This window comes from Alteromonas naphthalenivorans (genome assembly GCF_000213655.1).
In the GTDB taxonomy this organism is placed as follows: domain Bacteria; phylum Pseudomonadota; class Gammaproteobacteria; order Enterobacterales; family Alteromonadaceae; genus Alteromonas; species Alteromonas naphthalenivorans.
Genome location: NC_015554.1, coordinates 4,424,848 through 4,449,124 on the forward strand (window position 1 = coordinate 4,424,848; position 24,277 = coordinate 4,449,124).

A 24,277-nucleotide genomic window follows, 5' to 3' on the forward strand; every position below is an offset into this window, starting at 1 on the left:
CGCATAAGCAACAAACTTCCACAACCCTTTTTCGGGGCAATTCCACAGCATACAACAAAATTTAACCAATTATTAGTTAACTTGTTGGTTTTATGCTTTTATGTGTAATTTCCGAGGTGCGCATTTAGTAGTGTAGTCAAGGGTTAGAATCTACACACTGTACAGCGCAAAAAGGCTGGTGGTTTAAAAAACCACCAGCCTTGCCGTCTCAGGCAAATAATCTAAACAAATAGATTACTTAACTTCAACTTCAGCGCCAGCTTCAGTTAGCTGTGCTTTAAGTTCTTCAGCTTCTTCTTTGCTTACGCCTTCTTTGATAGCTTTAGGAGCAGATTCAACTACTTCTTTAGCTTCTTTAAGACCTAGGCCAGTCGCTGCGCGAACTGCTTTGATTACTGCAACTTTGTTTGCGCCGAATGAAGTCATTACAACGTCAAACTCAGTCTTTTCTTCAACTGCTGCTGCTTCGCCCGCTGCTGGACCAGCTACAGCTACTGCTGCAGATGCGTCAACACCGAATTTTTCTTCAGCTGCTTCGATAAGCTCAACCAATTCCATAACTGGCATTTCAGCAATCGCGTTTAAGATATCTTCTTTAGTTAGAGCCATGTGGTCTAAACTCCTGGGTTTTTAAAATGTTAAAAAAATCAATATGCCAAAAACGGGAATTACTTCTCGTCTTTGATCGCCGCCAATACGCGCACAAACTTGGTAGGTACTTCGTTGATAGTTCGAACGAATTTCCCAACCGGTGCTTTGAAGGTTGCAAGAAGTTTTGCAAGCGCTTCGTCGCGAGTAGGAAGTGAAGCAACTGCGTCCAATTTATCTGGACCAAGAAGACCACTACCAATAGATAGAGCTGTTACGTTCAACTTATCGTTTTGCTTCGCAAAGTCTTTGAAAAGACGTGCTGCACCACCAGGTGCCTCAACTGAGAAGCCGTAGATAAGAGGACCAGTAAGGGCGCTATCTAAGTCTGCAAATTTACTGTCTGCCAATGCACGCTTAGCTAGAGTGTTACGTATAACCTTAAGGTATACGCCTTGCTCACGAGCTTTTACGCGAAGGTCAGTCAGTTCTGCAACTTCCATCCCACGGTATTCAGCGACGGCAACGGATAGAGCGCGAGACGCAACTTCAGAAACTTCTGCTACGATCTCTTTTTTTGCTGCTAAACCTAGTGCCACTGAGTTCACCTCTTTGTATCTGACTTTGTATACAGTTACCTGTTTACGCCATCAGGGTTCACAGATTGATATCAACATAATTGATGATACCGCTCTACGGTGTTTGTTACCCCAGAGAGTCTGAGTCAAACCACCGTCTGCGCAGGTTGTTGTATTAAGCGATATGTTTAATGTGAAAGTTCTCTTACCTCAATCACCACATCGCACCTGCGGTCTTGGACGGGAGTTGCCAATCAGCACTGCTGTATTGACGACTCCAACCCATTACCTTTACAGAGAAGCCGAGTTGCCTCGGCAGGCTATTAAAGACCTACTGAAGCTTTATCTAGAGATACGCCAGCGCCCATAGTGGTGCTTAGGCTAATCTTCTGGATATAAGTACCTTTAGCAGAAGAAGGCTTAGCTTTCTTCAATGCTTCTAGTAATGCTTCAAGGTTCTCTTGAATTTGGTTTGTTTCGAACGCAATCTTACCAATGCTAGCATGGATGATACCGTTCTTATCGTTACGGTAGCGAACCTGACCAGCTTTAGCGTTCTTAACAGCAGTAGCAACGTCTGGCGTTACTGTACCCGTTTTAGGGTTAGGCATTAGGCCACGTGGACCTAAGATTTGACCTAGTTGACCAACAACACGCATAGCGTCTGGGCTGGCAACAACAACGTCAAAGTTCATTTCGCCTTTCTTCACTTGCTCAGCAAGGTCTTCCATACCAACGATGTCAGCACCAGCTTCTTTAGCGGCTTCAGCGTTAGCACCTTGAGTAAATACTGCAACGCGAACGTCTTTACCAGTACCGTTAGGTAGTACAGTAGCACCACGAACGTTTTGGTCAGATTTCTTAGCGTCGATACCAAGGTTTACTGCAACATCAACGCTTTCAGCGAATTTAGCTGTCGCTAATTCTTTAAGCAAAGCAACTGCTTCGTTGATTTCGTATTCTTTAGTCGCGTCTGTTTTTTCGCGGATAATGCGAGCGCGTTTAGATAATTTAGCCATTCGATTAGTCCTCTACGTTCAAGCCCATTGAGCGAGCAGAACCCGCGATAGTGCGAACCGCTGCATCTAGGTCAGCTGCAGTTAAGTCTGGTTCTTTAGTTTTGGCGATTTCTTCCAACTGAGCGCGAGTAACAGTACCCACTTTTTCAGTGTTAGGACGGCCAGAACCGCTCTTGATGCCCGCTGCTTTCTTAAGCAGGTAAGACGCAGGAGGAGTCTTAGTTTCGAATGTGAAAGAACGATCTTCATAAACCGTAATTTCTACAGGTACCGGAGCACCTTTCTCAAGGCTATCTGTTTTTGCGTTAAACGCTTTACAGAATTCCATGATGTTCACACCGTGTTGACCTAGTGCAGGACCAACTGGTGGACTTGGGTTAGCAGCGCCTGCTGCAACCTGAAGCTTAATAATACCGCTTACTTTTTTAGCCATTTTAAATGCTCTCTTGTTTGGGTATAGCGCCTTGCAAGTACAGAGATTACCTGCTCAATCGGCTTCCCGTTTCCGTTTAAAAGGGCGCGCATTATATAAGGTGTTCAAATGGTATGCAAGCATAAATGTGACTAAAAAACGATCTCATGGCCAGTTTTATTAAATATTCAGGGTTGTCAAAATTAACTCGGCTTTGGTGTAAGTTGCACTAAGCCTTAATTTTAACAAATAAGGCTTATTTAATACTATGAGAGAACTAATCGAATTAAACAAAGAAGAAGTGTCCCAAGTGTCTGGAGCGTTGTGGGGAGTTGGAGGGGGTGTGGCTTCAGGTGCAATTGTCAACGTACTTTCAGACGCCGAAGATGCAGCGACAACAGATGAATAAAAAAAATGGAACATGCCACTAAATTTCTAGTCTGGATGATTTGCCTTATCATAGTCAACTTCATTTTAAAGCGCGCTTTGAATGTCGGATTTTGGGACTCTTTTAGTAGTAGCAATAAAATATCCCAAAACACGAGCCTAATTCTGCAATTTCTATTTTCATTTTTTGCTTTTTTGAGCGTGTTTGTGTGGGTGAATTAACAATCTGTTTTTTACAAAAAAAGAAGTAATGATGTTTCACCCATTACTATCTGAATAACACAAAAGCTCCTCATACAAAAAAGCCCCTATTAAGGGGCTTTTTTATGAACTTAGAGGTAGATAAAAAGACCTAGCCTTTTTCTACCTGTCCGAATTCTAAATCTACCGGTGTAGAACGACCGAAGATAAGTACCGACACTTTTACGCGGCTCTTTTCGTAGTCTACTTCTTCTACCACACCATTGAAGTCTGCAAATGGACCGTCTGTAACGCGAACCACTTCGCCTGGCTCGAACAATGTCTTCGGCTTAGGCTTATCAACTGACTCTTCAAGACGGTTAAGAATGGCGTCTGCTTCTTTTTGGGTAATTGGCATTGGGCGGTCAGAAGTACCACCGATGAAACCAAGTACACGAGGAACGCTTTTCACTAAGTGCCAAGATTCTTCGTTCATTGCCATTTCTACCAATACGTAACCTGGGTAGAATTTACGCTCAGATTTACGCTTTTGGCCAGCACGCATTTCAACAACTTCTTCAGTCGGAACTAGAATCTGACCGAAGTGCTCTTCCATGCCGTGCATCTTGATATATTCAAGTAGCGTTTTTTGAACGCGGCCTTCGTACTGAGAATATGCTTGTACTACGTACCATCTTTTTTTAATTTCTTCTTCAGACATACGTTATGCTCCTATTCCAGTAATGTATCCAACAACACGAACGATAATGCCGTCTAATCCCCAAAGGATTAATGCCATTACCAACGTAGCCGCTAGTACGATGATAGTAGTTTGGTTTGCTTCTTGACGGGTCGGCCATACTACTTTGCGAACTTCAGTGCGCGACTCTTTAGCAAAGCTAAGGAAAGTGCTGCCTTTAACCGTTGATGCTGCAATAAAACCAGCAATAATCACTACCACTACTGCGGTAACTGCACGGTATAATACTGAAATTTCACCGAACACTGTGTTGGCCGTAACCAATCCAGCAAGTAGGGCAAATACCACTACCCATTTAAACATGTCCAATGCATTGGACTGATTTTCCGTCTTTTCGCTCATGTCACGATCCTAGCACTACAGCGTCGTTTTGCTCGCGCTAATACGCGAACTTGTAATTTGGCAGGGGTGGAGGGACTCGAACCCCCAACCATCGGTTTTGGAGACCGCTGTTCTACCAATTCGAACTACACCCCTGTGGTGTTTAACTCACAAATTTTACTTACACTACCCTTGGGAATTCAGCGTCATTTCAATGGAAAGTGCGGTATCGCAAGGGAGGGAGGCGTATTATACTCAAGATAACAAGCGGCACAAGGTTTTTGTTAACCATGTTTAAGGTATTACCCTCAGTGCAAGTTGTTCTACAACTTACTGTGCCGTTAAACTTGTTATCTCAGTGAAAAACTATTCCACGCCAATAAAGCCGCCTGTTTGATGTGCCCATAACTTGGCGTAAATACCATTATGTGCAATTAATTCAGCGTGAGTTCCCTGCTCTACTATCTGGCCTTTTTCTAACACTAGTAATCGGTCCATTTGCGCAATCGTTGAAAGCCTATGCGCGATAGCCAATACGGTTTTGCCTTCCATCACTTTATCTAGACTTGCTTGAATAGCGGCTTCAGCTTCTGAGTCTAAGGCAGAAGTGGCTTCATCTAAAATTAGTACAGGTGCATCTTTCAATAACACCCGGGCGATTGCAATACGTTGTCGTTGGCCACCGGACAGCTTCACACCACGTTCTCCCACATGGGCGTCGTAGCCAGTTCTTCCTTGGCTGTCAGTAAGGGTAAGAATAAACTCATGAGCTTCTGATAGCTTGGCGGCGTTTATCATTTCTTCTTCGCTGGCGTTGGTACGCCCGTAAAGAATGTTGTCACGTACTGACCTGTGCATAAGCGAGGTATCTTGTGTCACCATGCTAATTTTAGCTCGCAAGGTTTCTTGTCCAACTTGGGTTATATCTTGCCCATCAATAATGATGCGCCCCGATTGGGTATCGTAAAACCGCATCAGCAAATTAACTAATGTGGATTTACCCGAACCTGAACGTCCTACCAAGCCCACTTTTTCGCCCGGATGAATAGCGAGCTCTAAGCTAGAAAATACGTCGATGGGTTGGTTATCGGCTCCCGCGTAGGCAAAGTCCACGTTATCAAACTTAATACCACCACCCTGCACACTTAGCGCTGTGGCTTTAGGCTTATCTTTCACTGCGATAGGTTGGGCTAGCGTATTCATACCGTCTTGCACCGTGCCTAGGTTTTCAAACAGGCCCGATACTTCCCACATGATCCAATGCGACATTCCATTTAGGCGAAGAGACAAACTAATCGCAATGGCAATATCGCCTGGTGTGGCCAAATTTTCCATCCATAAATACACAGACAGTGCGCCAATGGTGAACACCAATATGGCATTCGACATTTCTACACAAAACTCTAATACCGTTACTAAACGCATTTGTGGGTACACAGTTTTTAAGAAGCCATCCATGCTTTCTCTGGCGTAGTCAGCTTCCCGGCGGCTATGAGAAAATAACTTTACGGTCGTGATATTAGTGTAACTATCTACAATTCGACCCGTCATCATAGAGCGCGCATCGGCCTGCTTTTGTGACACTTGTTTAAGCTTGGGTACCAGCATGCGCAAGATGAACATGTACACAAAAAACCACACCACAAGCGGCACCGCTAAGCGCCAATCGGTACTGAAAACCAGTACCACCATAGAAATAAAGTAGACGCTAATGTACACCAGCAAATCGAGGACTTTGGTTACAGTTTCACGGACAGATAGCGCGGTTTGCATGACTTTTGTAGCCACGCGACCCGCAAATTCATCGTGGAAAAAGGTTAAGCTTTGGCCGAGTAAATAGCGGTGGGCTTGCCAGCGAATACGCATGGGGAAATTTCCCATAAGCGACTGGCGTGAAAACAATGAACGTAACAGTATAAAGCCTGGAATCAGCACTAGCACGGTAACGGCCATGCCAATTAAGGTCCATTTTTGCTCGGCTAAAAAAGTTTCTCGGTTTTGTTCTGAAAACCAATCTACCAATTGGCCCAAGAAACCGAACAGCGCCACTTCTAGCACCGCAACAATGGCACTTAAAATAGAAACGGTGGCAATAACACCCCACATTCCTTGGGTGTAATACTTACAAAAGGCAACAATACCTGTTGGAGGTTGCCCTGGTGGGGCTTCAGGGAAAGGCTGTGTTAATCGTTCAAAAAATGAAAACATGCAACAAAACTCGTGTCGTTCTACATCAACTGCGTTTAATTACGTCATTCTACACGATATGTTCAATGCTCGGGTTTAAAACATCGGGTTACTCATCTTTGTAGCCTAAGTTTGTCAGAATGCTCTCTACCTTTTCACTATGTTGCGCTTGCCACTGCTCAAGTGTCATGGCTGCATCTTTCTCACCACGGGCAAAGGCTATATCAAATGCTTCTTGTGCTTGTGCTTGCGGAATTACCACAATACCTTCCTCGTCAGCCACAATAATGTCACCGGCATTCACTGTTACGCCACCACATTGAATAGGCTGATTAAGGGGTGATATACACTTTTTAGCGCCCGGCTTAGGAATTACACCGCGAGCAAAGACAGGGAATTGATTTTCTCGGGTTTCAGCCAAGTCTCTTATGACACCGTCAATAACAAACCCTTTAATACCTCTAGCCTTAGCAATTGCACACACATTACCGCCCGCCACCGCGAATTTATCATCCGCCTCAACCACGATGATATCGCCAGCATTAGCACGATAAATGGCCGCATGAAGCATAAGGTGATCTCCTGCCTCGCATTTTACTGTAAAAGCAGGCCCAGCAATGCGGGGGATCGGTTGCCACAATGGCTTAATTTTATAATCCATAAACTGCTTGCGAGGCAATGCGTCGGCGTACTCGCAAGGTGACACGGTATCGAATTGAATCATGTTAATTCCTTCAATATTAAGTGAAGTGCAAAGGTGATTTTGCCTGCCCAATGTAGTCAATATATCGAAATTAGACACAGAAGTTGTTACAAGCTATGTATTTTCACTATAAGTGCTTTTTCTAATGGAAGGAGCGTGATAAATATTAACGTAAGAGAATACTGCCTTTCGTGCCTTAATTTTAAGTCTATGATTTATGAAGGCGACGACTTTTTAAAAGCGCTGATTTTAACCATCATACATTCGCCAGCGCTCCACATTGCATTACCAAAAGGCAATAGAGAGCATAAGTCAGTATTCAGCCAACGAGACATGAACTTAACGACACAATTTAATCACGACTTGGTTCACACCAGCTTATAAAAATAGGAATTACAATCAATGTTGAAAAGCGTAGTTAGCTTAAGCGTTGCATTAGCACTCACTGCATGTAGCCCACAAAATACACAACCTGAAAGCCAAGCGCCAACCGCGGCAACGCAACAAAAAGAATTAAAGTCTGGCGTGAACAAAGAAAACATGGATTTAACGGCCGACCCAGGCAACGACTTCTTCCAATACGTGAATGGCACGTGGGTGGATAACCTTGAGATCCCAGCCGATAAATCGAGTTATGGCGCTTTCACCATTTTGCGTGATGAATCTCAAGATCATGTGATGAAGATTATTAAAAGTTCTGCCGAAGGCGACTTTGCAGATGGCACCGATGAACAAAAAGTGGGCGACTTCTATCGTGCTTACATGGATACGGATACGCTTAATGAGTTGGGTATAAGCCCAATTAATGCCGACATTGAAAAAATTGAAGCTATCACAAATTACGATGAATTAGCGGCATACTTTGCCTATGCCATTCGGTACGGCTATGTGACCCCATTCAACGTTGGCCAAAATGCAGATTTCAAATCGCCAGAATCTTATATGATTTATACATGGCAGTCTGGCCTTGGTCTGCCTGAGCGCGATTACTACTTTAAAGACGACGCCAAATCACAAGAAATTCGCGATGCCTACGTTAAACATATTGAAACTATGTTTACCCTCGCTGAATTTGATGCGCCTTCAGATAACGCACAAATGCTGTTTGATATGGAAAGCCGTATTGCCGAGCTTCATATGAAGAAAGAAGAAGTACGTAATTGGGCGGCTAACTACAATAAAGTGCCTGTGTCAGACCTAAGCACTCTTATGCCTAACTTCCCGTGGTCACTTTTTCTTAATGAAATGGAATTAAACGACGTAGACAGCCTTGTGTTTTTACAAACTGATTTCATGAAGCAAATGGATACGTTCATCACTGAAACCTCTTTGGAAGATTGGAAGGTATTCCTAAAATGGGGCTTACTTAATGCCTCAGCCAGCCGTTTAAGTGAAGATTTCGACACCGCTAACTTCAATTTTTACAGCAAAACACTTCGCGGTGTCGAAGAGCCTGAGCCACGCTGGCGCAGGGCTGTTAGCCTTTCTAATGCGCATGTTGGCGAAGTTATCGGTAAAGTTTACGTGAAACAATACTTCCCGCCTGAAGCCAAAGAGCGTATGACCGACATGGTGAGTAATCTTTTGCTTGCCTACAAAGACAGTATTGAAAAGCTAGATTGGATGACAGATGAAACCCGTGAGCAGGCGTTAGATAAGCTGTCTAAATTCACGGTTAAAATTGGTTACCCCAATACGTGGAAAGACTATTCTCAGCTGGTAGTGAAAGGCAGCGATTTATTTGGCAACTTAAAGCGTTCAGCCGATGTTGCCTACGAAGAAATGCTTAAGAAACAAGGCGGTCCAGTATGGAAGCATGAGTGGGGTATGACGCCTCAAACCGTTAATGCTTACTATAACCCAACGGCGAATGAAATTGTTTTCCCAGCAGCTATACTTCAACCGCCATTTTTCGATATGAATGCTGAAGACGCGGTAAACTACGGTGGTATTGGTGCCGTTATCGGACACGAAATTGGTCATGGTTTTGATGATGCAGGTTCGACGTTTGATGGTGATGGCGCGTTACGCAACTGGTGGACTGATACTGACCGTCAGGAATTTGAGGCGAGAACGGCGAAACTTGTCGAGCAATTCAATGAATTCGAAGCCCTGCCAGAACTCTTCGTTAATGGTGAATATACTCTGGGTGAAAACATTGGCGACTTGGGCGGCATTAGTATTGCGCTTAAAGCCTATCACTTAACCTTAGAGGGTGAAGAAGCCCCTGTTATTGACGGTTACACTGGCGATCAGCGCGTATTTATTGGTTACGGCCAAGTATGGGCGAGCAAGTATCGTGATGAAGCCTTACGCAACCAAATTCAGACCGACACCCACTCTCCAACCAAATTCCGTACTAACGGTGCACTGCGCAACGTTCCTGAATTTTACGAGGCGTTTGATGTTACCGAGGAAAATGATTTGTATTTACCGCCAGAAGAGCGCGTAAAAATTTGGTAATAGATATTTGTTAGTGTTATTGAAGAGGCGGCAATTTCATTGTCGCCTTTTTTATATCTGCATTAAATATGCGAATCGCGCTTAAACCGTACGGAAATTGATAGCCTCTATTCGCTAGCCACGTTTATGTACTTTAAACAGAATGCGTGAGACTTATGAAGGGTTGGCCAATTCCAGCAATACAGTAATAGCTTCGTCGGCTCGGCCAGCCGGAACGAAAATATGGTCATGATAATAACCGGCTACCACATTCGCGCTAATATTAGCCTTCGTAAGTGCAGCGGACATTACTGCGGTCATACCTACTGCATCTAAGCTTGAATGGACATTACATGTAATACGCTTAAAGGTGCTATCTACTGCAAATCCTTCGTTACTTGCAAAAGATGATTCAAGAATAAGAGTTGTACCTTCATCTTCTTTATACACCATTAATGCATTGGCCAATTGAGTTGGCGAAACAGCGTAAGGCACGCTCACAAATACAAACGCTTCAGCGCTTAGCTCTGGCTGTAGTGTTTGTAATAAAGTACTTAAATCTGTTTCGCCTGACATCTAACCGCCTTTACTTTGCCTATCCAACTCGTGAAATATACTATCGTAGCTATTGTGCAATACGCTTGGGCTGTTATAGGTGATATCACCTATAACTTACGTGCTCTCACACGTTTGCCTTTAATCTTGCCTTCACGGAAGTGATTCATAGCACGCTTTACACTACGCAATTTAACCGCAATAAAGCTTTGGCTATTTTGCACAGCAATTTTACCTACATCATCACCTGGTATGCCTGCATCTTTAGTCAGCGCACCAACTAAGTCACCAGGACGAAGCTTTTGCTTTTTACCCGCACTCAGTGAAATACAGCTAAATTCAGGTTCGATGATGCGGTTTTTATGGAAACGTAAGCCTTGTGCGCCTTTTAGCGGAATATCAGTGCCTTGAAGCACTTCAATTTTACGCAAGAAATGCTCTTCCTCGTCGCCCACTAACGTTATTGCTGTCCCTTCAGCGCCCGCACGAGCAGTACGCCCAATACGGTGAATATGCGTTTCCGGCTCTTCGCTCACGGTGTAGTTGATCACACACGGAATATCATCAATATCAAGCCCACGTGCAGCTACATCGGTAGCAACCAGTACTTGTAGTGCATCACTAGCAAACTGGTTAAGAACTGCCGTACGCTCGTACTGCTCCATTTCGCCCTGTAAACCTGCAGCACTAAAGCCATCTTCAAGTAACGACGCGACCACTTCAGTCACCTGTACTCGGCGGTTACAAAACACGATAGCTGTTTTAGGCTGAGAATCGGTCAGAATTGCTTTGAGCGTTTGTATTCGTGTGTGCGGAAGTACGTTGTAACCGATTTGAGTAATCGACGGTTTGTTCGACTCATCACTTTCAACTTTACAAATTACAGGTTCGGTTAAATACTGATCGGCAATACGCTCAATTTCTTCTGTATAGGTAGCAGAAAATAGTAAGGTTTGTACGCCCTTCTTCATTGGCGAAAAAATGACTTTCAAGTCATCTTCAAAGCCCATATCTAGCATGCGGTCGGCTTCATCAAGCACGCGTAAACGTACATCTTTGAGCATCAGCCTGCGTTTCTCTACGTGCTCCATTACACGCCCTGGTGTACCCACTACAACATGAGCGCCATGTTTAAGCGACTGAATCTGTGGCCCCATAGGTTGACCGCCGCAGATGGTCATCACTTTAATATTACCAATTTGCTTTGCGGCATTTCTATACTGCACGGCCACTTGGTCTGCCAACTCTCGCGTAGGGCACAATACCAGTACTTGAGTAGCAAATAATGTAGGGTCAATCTTTTCAAGCGCCGGTATTACGAAGCAAAGCGTTTTACCACTGCCTGTTTGCGCTTGCCCGATAACATCGCTTCCCGCTAATGCATGAGGTAAAGACTGTGCTTGAATGGGCGATAAGGTAAAAATACCTTGTGCATCTAACGCTTTTGTAATCGCTGGATTTATTTCCAACTGCTTTATTGTTTCAATTGTCATTTCTGTTTTTTCCAAAGATGCATATACGTAGCGTTAGTCAGCCGAGCGCGTTTGGAAAGTATCTTGTAGTTTCCATTGAAGCGTCTGCCCTGCATAGAAAGGCACCATATCAGTACCATCAGCCAACGTGACCTGTTCAGGTACTGTCCACGCTTCTTTTACTAACGTCATTGTTGTGTTGTTTCTTGGTAGTCCGTAAAAGTCTGCGCCGTAGTTACTGGCGAACCCTTCTAGCTTGTCTAATGCGCCCAACTGCTCGAACACTTCAGCATAAAACTCGATGGCAGACCATGCGCTATAGCAACCAGCACAACCACACGCGTTCTCTTTTTTGTGTTTGGCATGAGGTGCTGAATCGGTACCTAAGAAGAATTTAGTATTGCCGCTGGCTACCACATTTTGCAGCGCTTTTTGATGTGTATTTCGCTTTAATACAGGTAGGCAGTAATTGTGTGGTCGAACGCCACCAACCAGTAAATCATTGCGATTTAACAATAAATGCTGCGGCGTAATTGTCGCGCCCACGTTGGCGCTAGCATCTACCACAAAAGCTGCTGCGTCTGCGGTAGTAATATGCTCAAACACTACTTTTAAGTTCGGAAAAGCCGCCACGATAGGTGACAAATGCGTATCGATGAACACTTTTTCACGGTCGAAGATATCAATATGCGATTCGGTAACTTCACCATGGATAAGTAGTAATAGCCCGTGAGCCTCCATGGCTTCAAAAACAGGGTATAACGCCTCGATACCTTTTACAGCAGCATCTGAATTGGTGGTTGCGCCAGCTGGGTATAGCTTGCACGCTGTTACGCCAGCAGCCTTCGCATCAGCAATATCTTGGACTGATGTGGTGTTAGTCAAAAAGAGAGTCATTAGAGGTTCAAAGCTGCTACCCGTAGGACGAGCCGCTTCTATCCGCTGTTTGTAAGCTACCGCCATACTTGCATTCACCACAGGTGGAACCAAGTTAGGCATTACGATGGCGCGCTGAAAACAACGGGCTGTAGCGGGAACAGTTTCTGCTAACATTTCGTTGTCACGAAAATGTAAGTGCCAATCATCGGGGGTTCTAATCGTTAGCGTTTGCATAACCGAAAGCTCTCTTCTTTAAGACCAATTAAGATTTTTTTGTATATGCCGCAATAATAACAATGCGGGTACCATTCACTTTACCTTCAATATGCAAAGGGTTATCGCTTAGGCTAATGCCTCTTACTGGTGTGCCGCGCTTCGCTGTGAAGTTAGCCCCTTTCACAGTAAGGTCTTTAACTAGGTGCACATTATCGCCAGCTTGCAGCGCAGTACCGTTACAATCAAGCGTAGCTTCCTGCTCGATAAGTCCCGCTTCAGCCCACTGCTTAACATCGTCTTCTAAATAGGCCATGTCTAACAAATCTTGTGCCCAGCTTTCGCCGCTTATTTTATTAAGCATACGATAAGCCACCACTTGAACGGCGGGTGTGGGTGACCACATGGCGTCGTTAAGACAACGCCAGTGGTTGGTGTCTATGTCGGCTTCACTGTTAAGTTGCATGCGGCAGGTTTGGCAAGTAAGTACCGCGCAGCCAGCAGTTTCGTCTGGCGACTCAGGTACCATGTAAACGTCTAAATTTTCGGTGTTCTTACACAACTCGCAAGCGTTATCCGCTCGATTGAAAACAGCTTCTTGAAGCACAGCAAATGTCCCTACGATATTTTGCCGCAAAGTATACCACAATTCGGCTAAATAGGGGCTGGCAAAAACGCCTGCTAAACATGGTTAAGGCGTGTCGTGAGACACCCAAATCAATTTACTGGTATCGTAGCCGCTTTGTGTAGCTTGGGCTAAGAGGGCGTCGATAGTTTCTTGAGGTAAGGATTTTTCTCTCGCTAAGATCCACAAATAATCTCTATCAGGCCCTGTTATCATGGCATATTGATAGTCTTCTTTGTCTAATGCCATCACCACATAACTGGCATAGAAAGGACCAAAGAATGATACTTTTAAATGCGCCGTATCGGCAGTCGATACAAAATAAGCTTTACCTTCGGCCTCATCCCACTTTGCTTCTTCTTGCGAGTAACCTCGGTTGATAACCTTTACGCCACCATCGTCACGCATAGCGTAGGTAGCCGTAACATTGGATAGCCCCTCTTCAAAACTGTGATCGTAGCGCGCTACCTCGTACCACTGCCCTAAATAACGGTCTAACTCAAATCCTTCCACCGGCTTGACGCCATCTGGTACTGAAGTACATCCCACCAAAGTAAATAACATGGCCACACTGAACCATTTTTTACTATGCTGGCTAAACAATCGGCGAAAAATACCTTCATACGTATTCAATGTGTTAAACATCGACTAATCCCCTAGCTTCATCTATATATGGCTTACTTTAACAAAATAGCACGTTATCGTGACTGCCAACGCAGTTGCACATTTATTTGGAGTATAAGATGCAAAACTATTTCCCAGACGCAAGCAGACTTGTTTATGGCTGCATGGGCCTTGGTGGTGGCTGGAACAACGAATCAGCAACGAAAGAACATGTGTTACAAGCACACCAGGTAATAGAACAAGCATTGGCTCTTGATATTAATGTGTTCGATCATGCGGACATCTATACCTTTGGCAAAGCTGAAACCGTGTTTGGTAAGGTTCTAAAAGAAAACCCTTCGCTGAAAGAGCGCATGATTTTGCAATCTAAGTGTGCGATACGGTTCGAAGATGATTTAGGACCAAAGCGCTACGATTTCTCTGCAAAATGGATTGAATTTTCGGTAGAAGGAATTTTGCAGCGTTTGAACATAGAGCAACTTGATATTTTACTGCTTCATCGCCCCGATCCCTTAATGGAACTGGATGAAGTGGCTACCACGCTCTCTTCCTTACAGCAGCAAGGAAAAATAAAGCACGTTGGCGTATCAAACATGCATGGGCATCAAATGGCGTACCTACAATCGGCGCTTTCAAGCCCAATTGTGGCAAACCAATTGGAAATGAGCTTAGCGTTTCGAGACTGGTTAGAAGACGGTGTTACCACCAATAGCCCAGCAAACCGTAACTCTGGTTATGCCCCAGGTACCCTTGAGTATTGCATGATGAACAAGGTGCAAATTCAAGCTTGGGGCAGCTTGGCACAAGGCAAGTATACGGGTGCCAGTACCCACAACGATACTGATGCTGCCACGGCTGCGCTGGTTAATTCTCTGGCCGCTGAATACCAGACTAGTCCTGAAGCTATCGTATTGGCTTGGTTAATGCGTCATCCTGCCAATATTCAGCCCGTACTTGGCACCACCAATATTGAACGTATAAAGGCCTGCCATAAAGCGTTAAAGGTTCACCTTAGCCGTGAACATTGGTACTTGTTGTTAGAAACTGCACGTGGCCAGGAAATGCCATAAGGTAGGGTCTATGCCACATTCTGGTTTCATGTTTTAACGGAGCTTATTTATGTTAAAAGGAATTCATCACGTAGCGCTAATTTGTAGCGACTACCCGGTGTCTAAACATTTTTATACTGACATTCTTGGTCTTAGCGTTATTGCGGAAAATTATCGCGAAGCAAGAAAGTCATACAAGTGTGATTTAGCCTTACCTGATGGCGGACAACTCGAACTATTTTCATTCCCGGGTGCACCTGCTAGACCATCAAGGCCCGAGGCGCAAGGGTTGCGTCACTTGGCGTTCAGGGTAGATGACATTGATGAGGTGATTGCGCATTTAACTGCAAATAAGGTGGAGTGCGAGCCCATTCGTGTAGATGAATACACAGGAAAACGGTTTACCTTTTTCGCAGACCCCGACGGTTTACCGCTTGAGCTGTATGAAATGTAGTTTTGTATGAACAGTTCAAATGCGTCGTCTTTCGTGCATATCTTAATGTAACAGCGTACCGTTCAACTTAATCGTTTGCGCTTTCTGCAGATTTTCGCTGAAGTCATCGAACTCATACCGTGTTTGCTTTATCACGCTGTTTGCTTACCGAGTTTAAATGCACTTCTGCGACTTATTTCAAAAGATTGACCCATCCTAAATAGCGTTGCGTTATGCACAGCGATGCAAGAATCTCGCTTGCCCCTTTTCAACAGCTTTGGCTAGAGCAATAATCGCCCATTCAGCCCCTATTATTATTGGCAGCCAGTAACGGAAAATCTATTTTGTTTTACTCCGCCGTAACTTAGCGTGATTTTGGCGTATTGCACAGGCAACCTAATAATTTACGACTATAATTTAGTAAGAGTAATCGATTTGCTAAAACGCATCGTATTACTGTGCGAATAGACTCTGTCATTTAACACTGAAGCTTAAAATATGCAGTCACCATATGGATATGGATGAAGCTTAAAAGGACAACATATGAAGACCGATACACCTCTAGAGTACATGTGCCCCTATTGCGGCGCTTTCAATGAATTTTCTGAAGACACCATTCGCGATATGTATCAAGAGCAAGTTGAAACTTGTGGGTGTTGCAAAAAGAATTTAAGCCTTACCGCAGCAAATGGGGTAGAAGGTCGTATTAACCTTGTCATCAGCGAACTATAAATAAAATCCATTCATAATAAAAAACCGCTTTAAAAGCGGTTTTTTATTGGCCAAAGCAGTTAGCATTTTCCGTAAGTAATTAACTAAAAAATGCTCTTCGCAATTCCACATCGGACAAGAATTTTCCACCTAGCGCGGATGTCTTCGTGTACGAATTAGTATCGCGTATACCTCTGGCTTTTACACAATAATGCGTAGCATTAATGCTTACCGCTACATCTTCGGTAGAGGCTAATGTCTGAATGGCCACTAGCACTTGCTGTGTTAGCCGCTCTTGCACTTGAGGGCGCTGTGCAAAGAAACTCACTAAGCGGTTTAATTTCGACAAACCGATAATAGTATCGTTAGGAATATAAGATACGGTAGCGAGGCCATCAATAGTCACAAAGTGGTGTTCGCACGTACTCGTTAAACTAATATCAGACACTTGAACAGGCTGATCAAGAAGCATCTTATTTTCGATTTGGGTTATTTTAGGAAAATTACGATAATCCAAACCGCCAAACACTTCGTTCACGTACATTTTCGCAATACGGGTTGGCGTGTCGTGCAAACTATCATCGTTAAGATCGAGCCCAAGCGTATTCATCACATCACGCATTGCAATTTCAATCTTCTGACGTTTTTGCTCGTCGGACAAACCGTTCGCCACCATAGGTGTTTCCAGCCCTTTTTCTTCAAGCGCTGCTCTAACACGTTGTGCCGATTCAGAAATTGATGGCTCTAGTGCATCACGCACAATGACCGCTTCTTTTGCTAACATTAACCCTATCCGTAAATACTTCTTTACCCTTAAACGTAATCGACACGATTAAGGCTAACTTGATACCAAGATGCAAATGACAATACCGCCTGAAAGCCAACGCAAGACTACTGAATAGCATGATTACGGCCAAGGCATATAACTACGCTTTGGCAAAGGTTTGGCGACTTCTAATGGTTATATTTTAGCATTCTAGCGGCTATTGATCGAGCAAATGCTGAGATTAGCCTAATCTGTAAATGCTATTAAAGGCATGTTTTATTTTTATTGAGATAAAACGGTCATTAAAGTAAATGAGATCAAAAAATAAACGTTAAATACCGCTACTACAAATCGCGCCTTTTCTATCACGTCGTCATTCTAATTGTGACACTGTTCGTGACAAGAAAAGAATTTCATCAAGTTTGCTATTGGTTGGCGTGAGTAGGATAGTTATAATCAACGCATTATTTATTTCTATCGAGAATAAACATGCAAGGTAGTCGTAAACTGGTTCCTGAATGGGAAACCGTTGATGCTGTAATGCTGGCGTGGCCGCATGCAGAAACCGACTGGGCGCCATGGCTAGAAGAAGCCCGTGAAACCTATTTGAACGTGATTGCAGCGGTCAACCGTTATCATGCGGGTGTGATATTGCTGTGTGCCCCTGACGATGTTGATAATGTGCAATCGCGTTTAGGCGATCACTCACGTGTACTCATTCTGCCTGCGTCTTATAACGACACTTGGGTGCGTGACTACGGTTTTTTGACCTGTCGTGATTCAGAAGGTTTTGGGGCGCCAGTAGAGTTTCGCTTCAATGGCTGGGGTGAAAAGTTTGATGCCAGTGAAGACAATATGGCTAACCAACGCTACCTTGCTTCATTGTGTAAATTGCCCCTTCGAAGTAGCCCAGTGGTGGCTGAGGGTGGCGCGTTAGAAATTGATGACCTAGGCCACTTGCTTAGCACCTCTCAGTGTCTATTAAACCCTAAGCGCAACGGTGATATGACTATCAATGATTACGCTGAAACCTTTAATGACATGTTAGGCTGCAATACGTTTACGGTGCTAGAACATGGTCACCTTGAAGGTGACGATACTGACGGGCATGTAGATACCCTTGTGCGTTTCACGCCCAATAAAGGCTTGGTTATCCAAGCGGCTGATAATCGCAAAGACGACAGTCATTATGCAGGGTTAAGTGCACTTTGCGATGAGTGCGCCAGTGCAATGCCTGAGCACGAACAATATCGATTGCCACTACCTAATATTGTTAACGACGAGGGCGAGCGTTTGCCCGCATCGTACGCCAATTTTTTGATCTGTAATCGTGCGGTGCTCTTACCTATTTACGGGCAACCTGAAGATGAAGCGGCGATTAGCCAAATGCAGCTGGCTTACCCCGACCATATTATCGAGCCTATAGATTGCTCGGTGTTGGTAAAGCAATTTGGCAGCTTGCATTGTATTTCCATGCAGGTACCCACAAATACGTTGAAAGAATCTGTTATTTCCACCTTCTCAAAAGGAGTGTCTGTACATGCAACGAACTAAGCTAAAGATAGGCTTGGTACAACAGTCTGTTGCTGATAACGACAAAGCAACTAACTGGAATAAAAGTGCTGAGCAAGTTGCAAAACTCGCCGCCGAAGGCTGTGAGTGTATTTTGCTGCAAGAACTTCATAGCACCCTTTACTTTTGTCAGCAGGAAGATACAGACGCCTTTGATTTAGCCGAACCTATTCCAGGTCCTGCAACAGAATTCTTTGGCGAACTGGCTGAGAAACACAATATTGTGTTAGTGACCTCTTTATTTGAAAAGCGCGGCTCTGGCCTTTATCACAATACCGCTGTGGTATTTGATAGAAGCAAAGAAATTGCCGGTAAATATCGCAAAATGCATATTCCTGACGACCCAGGCTTTTACGAGAAGTTTTACTTCACACCGGGCGACATGGGCTTTACACCAATTGAAACTAGCGTGGGTAAATTGGGCGTATTAGTATGTTGGGATCAATGGTATCCAGAAGCGGCACGCTTAATGGCAATGGCAGGGGCTGACTTACTGTTTTATCCTACTGCAATTGGTTGGGATAGCACAGATACCGAAGAAGAACGTAGCCGTCAACATGGCGCGTGGGAAACCATTCAGCGCTCACATGCGGTAGCAAACTCGGTGCCGGTCATCGTAGCAAACCGCACAGGCTTCGAAGCATCACCTGTTGATGGCGACCCAGGCATTCAGTTTTGGGGGCAAAGCTTTATTACGGGCCCGCAAGGTGAAATTCTAGCGAAAGCAGAAGCTGAAGGTGAAACTACCCTTTCGGTAGAGCTAGATTTAACCCGCACTGAAAAGGTAAAACGCATTTGGCCTTATTTCCGTGACCGTCGCATTGATGCTTACGAAGACCTAACTAAGCGCTGGCGCGATTAGGCTAGCGCCTCATGCCCTTGTACAAGGGCTTATCAAAGTTTAAAACGGGCAACTAAAATGCCCGTTTTTTTTTGGCGCTCAGCATTATGAAAATTTGCCGATTAAGCTTTAAAAATCGTTCCGTCATACAACATATAACAAGCACGGGATTTTTTAGATGCTAACGCTAGCATAACCTCTTCATCCACATCTAAGCCCCCTGTGAATTGCCCAAAAGCTGGCATGATAAATAGGTCTTCTGTGACAACGAAGCACTTGCCTGAAAATCGCCGACGAGAAATAGTCTTACGTATTTTAGGGTGGTAATGGCCAATAACTTGCTGCTTGATTTGAACCTTGCCCTTCGTACTTAGCTCGATTCCGTGCATCTCTGGCTCATGGCGAAACACCACATTATTTTGCACTATTTCATGGCATGGATTACCGGGAATTCCTTCGGGTAAATCAGGGTCATGATTACCTTCCACCCAATCCCAATCAGGAACGCTATTTATAATCTCACATAAGAGGTTTCTGTCTTCATCGGTCATACGAGACATACTGTATTTATCGTGGAAACTGTCACCTAAGCTAATCACCCGAGCAGGATTATAATCGTGAATAATGTGCTGCAGGCGTTTAAGCGTAGCAACAGAATCAACACTTGGCAGCGGATTACCATAACTACGTAAATAACTGCCTTTTTCAAGGTGTAAATCAGATACCACCAGCCAATCAAGCGCAGGCAAATACGCCACACCTCTGGCATCTAGCAACCAAAGCAGCTCTGCAAACTTCACAATACTAATACTACGCAACGCCACCTGTGAAGATAGCCACTGCTCACTTATTGCCACTGATTAACCTCTTTCATAATATTTAACGCCATCCCACCACCTCCAAACTCCCAAACGAACTCTCCTATAGCGGTGGAGTGCGGTTGGGTATGGAACCTTATGCAGCATGGATGCTGCATCAGAGCCTACATGGATGTATTCAATTCATATTCACTCACTTTAACACCAATAGAATTAGACTGGGTGAGCAGTATTGGCACTGGAAACCTTCCGCAGCATGGATGCTGCGGCAGAGCCTACATGGATGTATTTACGGCGTGTTTCTGGGGCTAATACTGCTCGACCAAACTTAATATTCTCAAGACAACAATGCCCGTACTTCATCTAGCATATTTTCTGCTTCAGCATATAAATCGGCTTGCTCGAGTATCGCTTGCGCCCCCGCTCCTTTTATTTGTTCACTTCGCATGTTCAGCACGATAGGGATGGCCATGGGCGATACTTTTTCTAAGTTTACTAACGTGGTTTTATCAACAAAGCGGATGAGCAAATTCGCCAAGCGCTGCAAGTCCAACAACTCCCGCTCAGCATCCGCCCGCGCGACCGCTAAAAGGATATGATCTGGGTCGTGCTCACGCAGCGTGTCGTAAATTAAATCAGTTGAAAACGTTACCTGCTTCATGGTTTTCTGACTAGCATGATAACGCTGTTCCGTTAAGCCGCTTACTACTGCCACCTGCCTGAAAGAACGCTTTAACATAGGCGCTTGTAGCATCCAGTCTTGTAGTTCATCGCCTAATATATCTGGCTGAAACAGTTGCTGCAGTTGAGTATCGGTAATTTGTTTAACCGCACTTATCGATAAACCATAGTCGGTAACGCTGAAACTCAATGGCTTTATTCCTATTTTTTCCATTCTACGGGTAACCAGCATGCCCAAGGTTTGGTTCGCTTTTCGTCCTTCAAAGGTGTAGTACAACGTATGGTTTACATTACGAAAAGGAAACTGCTCCACCAATACCTTTTCGGGCTCAGGAAGCTGTGAGAACTGTTGTTGTAAATTCAACCATTCTCGTACTTGCGCGGGTAATTTACGCCAACTCTTGGGATTCGCTAATATTGCTCGAACCCCATCAGCCAGATACGTCGACAGTGGCATTTGGCCACCGGAATAACTGGGTATTTTTGGCTCTTTTGCTTTCGCGGGGCGAGCATGTAGTTGCATATCGCGAATGGCTTCGTACTTAAGCACTTCACCGGCAAAATAAAAGGTGTCGCCTGGGGTAAGTTGCTGGGCAAAGTACTCTTCCACTTCACCAATAATTTTGCCCTGATTACCACGGCGAATACGTTTTACTTTTAGCCTACCCGCTTCAACAATAGTGCCTATGTTCTGCCGATGCCTTTGTATTACCCGCCTGTTGGCAGGCGAAAAAGTGCCGTCCTCGTTCTGCATTAGGCGCTGATAACGCTCGTAGGCATTAAGCGCACTCCCGCCATCCAATGCGAACTGCCATAACTTCTCAAAATCACTTTTATCCAGCCCTTGATAGGGCGATGCTAGAAGGATTTGCTCGTAAAGGGTATCTGGCGTGTCGGCATTACTGCAAAGGCAGTTCACAATAAACTGGGGGATAATATCCAATGCCCCCGGCTGTGGGGCATCGCCATCTAGTTCGCCTTTGTTAATTGCATTAATAGCGGCTTGGCATTCAAGGGCTTCAAAGCGATTAGCTGGCACCAGCAAAGCTTCGCTGGGTTCGTCTAACCTATGATTTGATCGCCCTATACGTTGCAGCAATCGACTTACCCCTTTTGGGGCTCCAACTTGTATTACCTTATCTACATCGCCCCAATCAATACCTAGTTCTAGCGCCGAGGTACACACTACTGCCCGTAACAATCCGCTAGACATCATGGCTTCTGTTTTACGCCGCTGCTCTTTACTTAAACTGCCGTGATATAAGGCTATGGGTAAGGCAGCGGTGTTATGTTCCCACAGCATTTGAAAAATCAGTTCGGATTGGGCCCGGGTATTCACGAACACCAAAGTGGTTTTTGCGTCTTCAATGGCCTTATATATATCGGTAATGGCATAGCGCGCCATAAAACCACCGAATGGCATGCGGTTTTCAGATTGCAGCATTTCTACTTTCGGTTTTTCACCCGCTTTCACGCTGATGATATTAGCGGTGCCTTCTGTGCCAGCTAGCCATGCACCTAGCGTTTCTGGGTAAGCTACCGTGGCCGACAACCCTACCCGCTTCATCTCGGGTGACAATACTGAAAGCCGTGCTAGCGCTAATGACAAAAAGTCTCCTCGCTTGTTTGCTACTAGGCTATGGGTTTCATCAATAATCACTCGCTTTAGTTTTCCAAATAGTTTGTCAGCATCAGCATAGCTCAGCATTAACATGAGTGATTCTGGGGTAGTAAGCAGCAAATTTGGCGGTTTTTTTCGTTGGCGCTGCCGTTTATGTGAAGGTGTATCGCCTGTACGGGTTTCCGCCGTTATCGGCAGGTCCATTTCTTCAATAGGTTGCAATAAGTTGCGATGAATATCTTGGGTTAGTGCTTTAAGTGGCGAAATGTATAAGGTGTGAAGCCCTTGCTGTGGCGATTGAGCTAACTCGACTAAGCTAGGTAGAAAGCCCGATAAAGTTTTACCTGCGCCTGTTGGGGCAATGAGCAAAGTGGTGTTGTAAGTTTTCCTTTTACGGCCAGCAGTTTGCTTAATACTCTGTTCAAGTATTTTCCTCTGGTAATCTCGTAGCTCCCACCCTTTATTTTTAAACCATTGAGTAAAAACCAAAGGTAGAATGTTACTTTCGGTTTGAGGCTTTTTCTTAGGTGCGGCTTTTTCTTCAGGCATAGAGGATGACAACTAAACCTTTAGCCGTTTTTGTAATCGCAATAAATTCTTCACCATAACTATCCCAACCGCCGCTAGTTCAATTGTAAGCAATAGTAGATATACGTTAATTCACCAGAAGGGTTTAATTTTCCTCTACGCTCAACCAATTGCGTAAAACCACCGTAGTCATATGAAACGCTAACTAACAGCATGTGGTTTTTTTATATGGTGGCTGAAAATGCAATACACCCCTCAAAGTGGATGAAAACGGACGACGCTGGTTTGTATTGTGTGCCGGGCGATTTTTATATAGACCCCATGCAGCCTGTAGCAACCGCGCTTGTTACCCACGGCCATGCTGACCATGCTAGAGCCGGCCACAAACGAGTGTTCGCCCACCCGCAAACCATGGCAATTATGACCACCCGTTATGGCGACGATATGGCTGAAGTACAAATACCAGTGCCCTATCGCGAGAGCGTAGAGTTTGATGAGGTAATCACTACTGATAGTAACAGTGCCTCAACTGAACAGGAGCAACGCAAGATAAAAGTCACTTTTTACCCTGCTGGCCATATACTAGGTTCGTCACAATTGCTTATTGAGTATGCGGGTTATCGGCTAGTGATATCTGGCGATTACAAACGTAGGCACGATCCCACTTGTCCGCCGTTTGAAGTAGTACCTTGCGATGTACTTATTACCGAGGCCACTTTCGGTTTACCGGTATTTGCCCACCCGCCAATCGAAAAAGAAATCCAAAAGCTTCTTCACTCCCTTGACGTGTTTCCTACACGTTGTCATTTAGTAGGAACCTACGCATTAGGCAAATGCCAACGGGTTATTTTAGCGCTTCGAGAAGCTGGCTATACCAAACCTATCTATTTACACGGTGCACTACTAAAACTGTGTGATTTGTACGAACGAGAAGGCATAGCTTTAGGCGATATTATTCCAGTTAGCGAGGTAGAAGATAAAGCATTATTAGCCGGTGAAATAGTGTTGGCTCCCCCCTCTGCATTAGCCGACAGGTGGTCGAGAAGCTTGCCACATGTTCGCGCTGTGTTGGCGTCTGGTTGGATGCAAATTCGCGCGCGAGCTAAGCAGCGCAACGCCGAGCTACCACTTATTATTTCAGATCACTGCGATTGGCCTGAGTTATTGCAAACCCTTACTGAAGTGAACCCTAGCGAGGTATGGGTGACCCATGGCCGTGAAGATGCCCTTATGTATCAAGCACAAAAGATGGGGTTTAAAGCGCGAGCATTATCGCTGGTAGGTTACGATGAAGCGGCGCAGGAGGAATAGC

Annotated in this window: 26 protein-coding genes and 1 tRNA gene; 10 read left to right on the forward strand and 17 right to left on the reverse strand. The window is 44.7% G+C overall.

Annotation, left to right across the window (positions count from 1 at the left end; translation table 11 throughout):
- Nucleotides 1-234: 234 nt before the first annotated feature.
- From rplL to rplK, 4 genes are all read right to left on the reverse strand, one after another.
- The gene (gene rplL / locus AMBT_RS19265; protein WP_013786329.1) at nucleotides 235-609 is read right to left on the reverse strand and encodes a 50S ribosomal protein L7/L12; all 375 of its coding nucleotides are present in this window, start codon (nucleotides 607-609) and stop codon (nucleotides 235-237) included.
- 59 nt (nucleotides 610-668) lie between these two features.
- Nucleotides 669-1,187 (reverse strand): 50S ribosomal protein L10, encoded by a 519-nt coding sequence (gene rplJ / locus AMBT_RS19270; RefSeq protein ID WP_013786330.1) that lies wholly within the window; start codon nucleotides 1,185-1,187, stop codon nucleotides 669-671.
- Between the two features lie 302 nt (nucleotides 1,188-1,489).
- Entirely contained in the window at nucleotides 1,490-2,185 is a 696-nt protein-coding gene (gene rplA / locus AMBT_RS19275) for a 50S ribosomal protein L1 (RefSeq protein WP_013786331.1), read from the reverse strand.
- 4 nt (nucleotides 2,186-2,189) lie between these two features.
- The gene (gene rplK, locus AMBT_RS19280; protein WP_013786332.1) at nucleotides 2,190-2,618 is read right to left on the reverse strand and encodes a 50S ribosomal protein L11; all 429 of its coding nucleotides are present in this window, start codon (nucleotides 2,616-2,618) and stop codon (nucleotides 2,190-2,192) included.
- A gap of 247 nt (nucleotides 2,619-2,865) precedes the next feature.
- Between rplK and AMBT_RS22630 the strand changes: the two genes are divergently transcribed.
- Nucleotides 2,866-3,006, forward strand: coding sequence for a hypothetical protein (locus tag AMBT_RS22630; protein WP_013786333.1), 141 nt, complete (start codon nucleotides 2,866-2,868; stop codon nucleotides 3,004-3,006).
- A 330-nt stretch (nucleotides 3,007-3,336) separates the two neighbouring features.
- Here the strand turns inward: AMBT_RS22630 and nusG are convergent, their stop codons facing one another.
- The 5 genes from nusG to AMBT_RS19305 all read right to left on the reverse strand — a co-directional run bounded on the left by nusG (nucleotide 3,337) and on the right by AMBT_RS19305 (nucleotide 7,156).
- Nucleotides 3,337-3,885, reverse strand: coding sequence for a transcription termination/antitermination protein NusG (gene nusG, locus AMBT_RS19285; RefSeq protein ID WP_013786334.1), 549 nt, complete (start codon nucleotides 3,883-3,885; stop codon nucleotides 3,337-3,339).
- A 3-nt stretch (nucleotides 3,886-3,888) separates the two neighbouring features.
- The gene (gene secE, locus AMBT_RS19290; protein WP_013786335.1) at nucleotides 3,889-4,266 is read right to left on the reverse strand and encodes a preprotein translocase subunit SecE; all 378 of its coding nucleotides are present in this window, start codon (nucleotides 4,264-4,266) and stop codon (nucleotides 3,889-3,891) included.
- A 58-nt stretch (nucleotides 4,267-4,324) separates the two neighbouring features.
- Nucleotides 4,325-4,401, reverse strand: a tRNA-Trp gene (locus AMBT_RS19295).
- Between the two features lie 210 nt (nucleotides 4,402-4,611).
- A complete protein-coding gene (locus tag AMBT_RS19300) occupies nucleotides 4,612-6,453 on the reverse strand; it encodes an ABC transporter ATP-binding protein (protein ID WP_013786336.1) in 1,842 nt (613 codons plus the stop codon).
- 88 nt (nucleotides 6,454-6,541) lie between these two features.
- On the reverse strand, nucleotides 6,542-7,156 hold the full coding sequence (locus AMBT_RS19305) for an RraA family protein (RefSeq protein ID WP_013786337.1): 615 nt from the start codon (nucleotides 7,154-7,156) through the stop codon (nucleotides 6,542-6,544).
- A 135-nt stretch (nucleotides 7,157-7,291) separates the two neighbouring features.
- Between AMBT_RS19305 and AMBT_RS22510 the strand changes: the two genes are divergently transcribed.
- Nucleotides 7,292-7,519, forward strand: a complete 228-nt coding sequence (locus tag AMBT_RS22510; protein ID WP_013786338.1) for a hypothetical protein — start codon at nucleotides 7,292-7,294, stop codon at nucleotides 7,517-7,519.
- Between the two features lie 18 nt (nucleotides 7,520-7,537).
- Nucleotides 7,538-9,598: a M13 family metallopeptidase gene (locus AMBT_RS19310; protein ID WP_013786339.1), complete on the forward strand. Its 2,061-nt coding sequence runs from the start codon at nucleotides 7,538-7,540 to the stop codon at nucleotides 9,596-9,598.
- Nucleotides 9,599-9,751: 153 nt separating this feature from the next.
- Here the strand turns inward: AMBT_RS19310 and AMBT_RS19315 are convergent, their stop codons facing one another.
- From AMBT_RS19315 to AMBT_RS19335, 5 genes are all read right to left on the reverse strand, one after another.
- Nucleotides 9,752-10,153, reverse strand: a complete 402-nt coding sequence (locus AMBT_RS19315) for an ACT domain-containing protein (protein WP_013786340.1) — start codon at nucleotides 10,151-10,153, stop codon at nucleotides 9,752-9,754.
- An 89-nt stretch (nucleotides 10,154-10,242) separates the two neighbouring features.
- Nucleotides 10,243-11,625, reverse strand: a complete 1,383-nt coding sequence (gene dbpA, locus AMBT_RS19320; RefSeq protein ID WP_013786341.1) for an ATP-dependent RNA helicase DbpA — start codon at nucleotides 11,623-11,625, stop codon at nucleotides 10,243-10,245.
- 33 nt (nucleotides 11,626-11,658) lie between these two features.
- Nucleotides 11,659-12,717 (reverse strand): dihydroorotase, encoded by a 1,059-nt coding sequence (gene pyrC, locus AMBT_RS19325; protein WP_013786342.1) that lies wholly within the window; start codon nucleotides 12,715-12,717, stop codon nucleotides 11,659-11,661.
- Nucleotides 12,718-12,745: 28 nt separating this feature from the next.
- Nucleotides 12,746-13,303, reverse strand: a complete 558-nt coding sequence (locus AMBT_RS19330) for a PhnA domain-containing protein (protein WP_013786343.1) — start codon at nucleotides 13,301-13,303, stop codon at nucleotides 12,746-12,748.
- Nucleotides 13,304-13,387: 84 nt separating this feature from the next.
- The gene (locus AMBT_RS19335) at nucleotides 13,388-13,885 is read right to left on the reverse strand and encodes a lipocalin family protein (protein ID WP_193352911.1); all 498 of its coding nucleotides are present in this window, start codon (nucleotides 13,883-13,885) and stop codon (nucleotides 13,388-13,390) included.
- A gap of 179 nt (nucleotides 13,886-14,064) precedes the next feature.
- Here AMBT_RS19335 and AMBT_RS19340 point away from each other — a divergent pair, with 179 nt between their 5' ends.
- The 3 genes from AMBT_RS19340 to AMBT_RS19350 all read left to right on the forward strand — a co-directional run bounded on the left by AMBT_RS19340 (nucleotide 14,065) and on the right by AMBT_RS19350 (nucleotide 16,159).
- Entirely contained in the window at nucleotides 14,065-15,015 is a 951-nt protein-coding gene (locus AMBT_RS19340) for an aldo/keto reductase (RefSeq protein ID WP_013786345.1), read from the forward strand.
- 49 nt (nucleotides 15,016-15,064) lie between these two features.
- Nucleotides 15,065-15,448, forward strand: coding sequence for an SMU1112c/YaeR family gloxylase I-like metalloprotein (gloA2, locus tag AMBT_RS19345; protein WP_013786346.1), 384 nt, complete (start codon nucleotides 15,065-15,067; stop codon nucleotides 15,446-15,448).
- A gap of 522 nt (nucleotides 15,449-15,970) precedes the next feature.
- Nucleotides 15,971-16,159: a CPXCG motif-containing cysteine-rich protein gene (locus AMBT_RS19350; RefSeq protein WP_013786347.1), complete on the forward strand. Its 189-nt coding sequence runs from the start codon at nucleotides 15,971-15,973 to the stop codon at nucleotides 16,157-16,159.
- 79 nt (nucleotides 16,160-16,238) lie between these two features.
- Here AMBT_RS19350 and folE read toward each other — a convergent pair whose 3' ends face one another.
- Entirely contained in the window at nucleotides 16,239-16,922 is a 684-nt protein-coding gene (folE, locus tag AMBT_RS19355) for a GTP cyclohydrolase I FolE (RefSeq protein WP_013786348.1), read from the reverse strand.
- 471 nt (nucleotides 16,923-17,393) lie between these two features.
- On the opposite strand from folE, the gene AMBT_RS19360 reads away from it, so the two are divergent.
- Together AMBT_RS19360 and AMBT_RS19365 are read left to right on the forward strand one after the other, a co-directional pair.
- Nucleotides 17,394-18,458: an agmatine deiminase family protein gene (locus AMBT_RS19360; RefSeq protein ID WP_013786349.1), complete on the forward strand. Its 1,065-nt coding sequence runs from the start codon at nucleotides 17,394-17,396 to the stop codon at nucleotides 18,456-18,458.
- On the forward strand, nucleotides 18,445-19,338 hold the full coding sequence (locus AMBT_RS19365; RefSeq protein WP_013786350.1) for a carbon-nitrogen hydrolase: 894 nt from the start codon (nucleotides 18,445-18,447) through the stop codon (nucleotides 19,336-19,338). Before AMBT_RS19360 ends, AMBT_RS19365 begins: the two co-directional genes overlap by 14 nt.
- Nucleotides 19,339-19,439: 101 nt before the next feature.
- On the opposite strand, the gene pdeM is transcribed toward AMBT_RS19365, so the two are convergent.
- A complete protein-coding gene (gene pdeM / locus AMBT_RS19370) occupies nucleotides 19,440-20,174 on the reverse strand; it encodes a ligase-associated DNA damage response endonuclease PdeM (RefSeq protein WP_013786351.1) in 735 nt (244 codons plus the stop codon).
- Nucleotides 20,175-20,263: 89 nt separating this feature from the next.
- Here pdeM and AMBT_RS22515 point away from each other — a divergent pair, with 89 nt between their 5' ends.
- Nucleotides 20,264-20,467, forward strand: a complete 204-nt coding sequence (locus AMBT_RS22515) for a hypothetical protein (protein ID WP_126873289.1) — start codon at nucleotides 20,264-20,266, stop codon at nucleotides 20,465-20,467.
- A gap of 5 nt (nucleotides 20,468-20,472) precedes the next feature.
- Here the strand turns inward: AMBT_RS22515 and AMBT_RS19375 are convergent, their stop codons facing one another.
- On the reverse strand, nucleotides 20,473-22,986 hold the full coding sequence (locus tag AMBT_RS19375) for a ligase-associated DNA damage response DEXH box helicase (RefSeq protein WP_013786352.1): 2,514 nt from the start codon (nucleotides 22,984-22,986) through the stop codon (nucleotides 20,473-20,475).
- A gap of 192 nt (nucleotides 22,987-23,178) precedes the next feature.
- Here AMBT_RS19375 and AMBT_RS19380 point away from each other — a divergent pair, with 192 nt between their 5' ends.
- Nucleotides 23,179-24,276: a ligase-associated DNA damage response exonuclease gene (locus AMBT_RS19380; protein ID WP_013786353.1), complete on the forward strand. Its 1,098-nt coding sequence runs from the start codon at nucleotides 23,179-23,181 to the stop codon at nucleotides 24,274-24,276.
- Nucleotide 24,277: the final 1 nt, after the last annotated feature.

Coding starts and splice junctions, on each gene's coding strand:
- pyrC (WP_013786342.1), bottom strand. CDS start 12,717: ATGCAAACGCTAACGATTAGAACCCCCGATGATTGGCACTTACATTTT.
- AMBT_RS19365 (WP_013786350.1), top strand. CDS start 18,445: ATGCAACGAACTAAGCTAAAGATAGGCTTGGTACAACAGTCTGTTGCT.
- rplL (WP_013786329.1), bottom strand. CDS start 609: ATGGCTCTAACTAAAGAAGATATCTTAAACGCGATTGCTGAAATGCCA.
- AMBT_RS22515 (WP_126873289.1), top strand. CDS start 20,264: ATGGAACCTTATGCAGCATGGATGCTGCATCAGAGCCTACATGGATGT.
- secE (WP_013786335.1), bottom strand. CDS start 4,266: ATGAGCGAAAAGACGGAAAATCAGTCCAATGCATTGGACATGTTTAAA.
- rplA (WP_013786331.1), bottom strand. CDS start 2,185: ATGGCTAAATTATCTAAACGCGCTCGCATTATCCGCGAAAAAACAGAC.
- AMBT_RS19350 (WP_013786347.1), top strand. CDS start 15,971: ATGAAGACCGATACACCTCTAGAGTACATGTGCCCCTATTGCGGCGCT.
- rplK (WP_013786332.1), bottom strand. CDS start 2,618: ATGGCTAAAAAAGTAAGCGGTATTATTAAGCTTCAGGTTGCAGCAGGC.
- dbpA (WP_013786341.1), bottom strand. CDS start 11,625: ATGACAATTGAAACAATAAAGCAGTTGGAAATAAATCCAGCGATTACA.
- AMBT_RS19315 (WP_013786340.1), bottom strand. CDS start 10,153: ATGTCAGGCGAAACAGATTTAAGTACTTTATTACAAACACTACAGCCA.
- nusG (WP_013786334.1), bottom strand. CDS start 3,885: ATGTCTGAAGAAGAAATTAAAAAAAGATGGTACGTAGTACAAGCATAT.
- folE (WP_013786348.1), bottom strand. CDS start 16,922: ATGTTAGCAAAAGAAGCGGTCATTGTGCGTGATGCACTAGAGCCATCA.
- AMBT_RS19340 (WP_013786345.1), top strand. CDS start 14,065: ATGCAAAACTATTTCCCAGACGCAAGCAGACTTGTTTATGGCTGCATG.
- AMBT_RS22630 (WP_013786333.1), top strand. CDS start 2,866: ATGAGAGAACTAATCGAATTAAACAAAGAAGAAGTGTCCCAAGTGTCT.
- AMBT_RS19380 (WP_013786353.1), top strand. CDS start 23,179: ATGTGGTTTTTTTATATGGTGGCTGAAAATGCAATACACCCCTCAAAG.
- AMBT_RS19310 (WP_013786339.1), top strand. CDS start 7,538: ATGTTGAAAAGCGTAGTTAGCTTAAGCGTTGCATTAGCACTCACTGCA.
- AMBT_RS19335 (WP_193352911.1), bottom strand. CDS start 13,885: ATGTTATTTACTTTGGTGGGATGTACTTCAGTACCAGATGGCGTCAAG.
- AMBT_RS19305 (WP_013786337.1), bottom strand. CDS start 7,156: ATGATTCAATTCGATACCGTGTCACCTTGCGAGTACGCCGACGCATTG.
- gloA2 (WP_013786346.1), top strand. CDS start 15,065: ATGTTAAAAGGAATTCATCACGTAGCGCTAATTTGTAGCGACTACCCG.
- AMBT_RS19360 (WP_013786349.1), top strand. CDS start 17,394: ATGCAAGGTAGTCGTAAACTGGTTCCTGAATGGGAAACCGTTGATGCT.
- AMBT_RS19300 (WP_013786336.1), bottom strand. CDS start 6,453: ATGTTTTCATTTTTTGAACGATTAACACAGCCTTTCCCTGAAGCCCCA.
- AMBT_RS19375 (WP_013786352.1), bottom strand. CDS start 22,986: ATGCCTGAAGAAAAAGCCGCACCTAAGAAAAAGCCTCAAACCGAAAGT.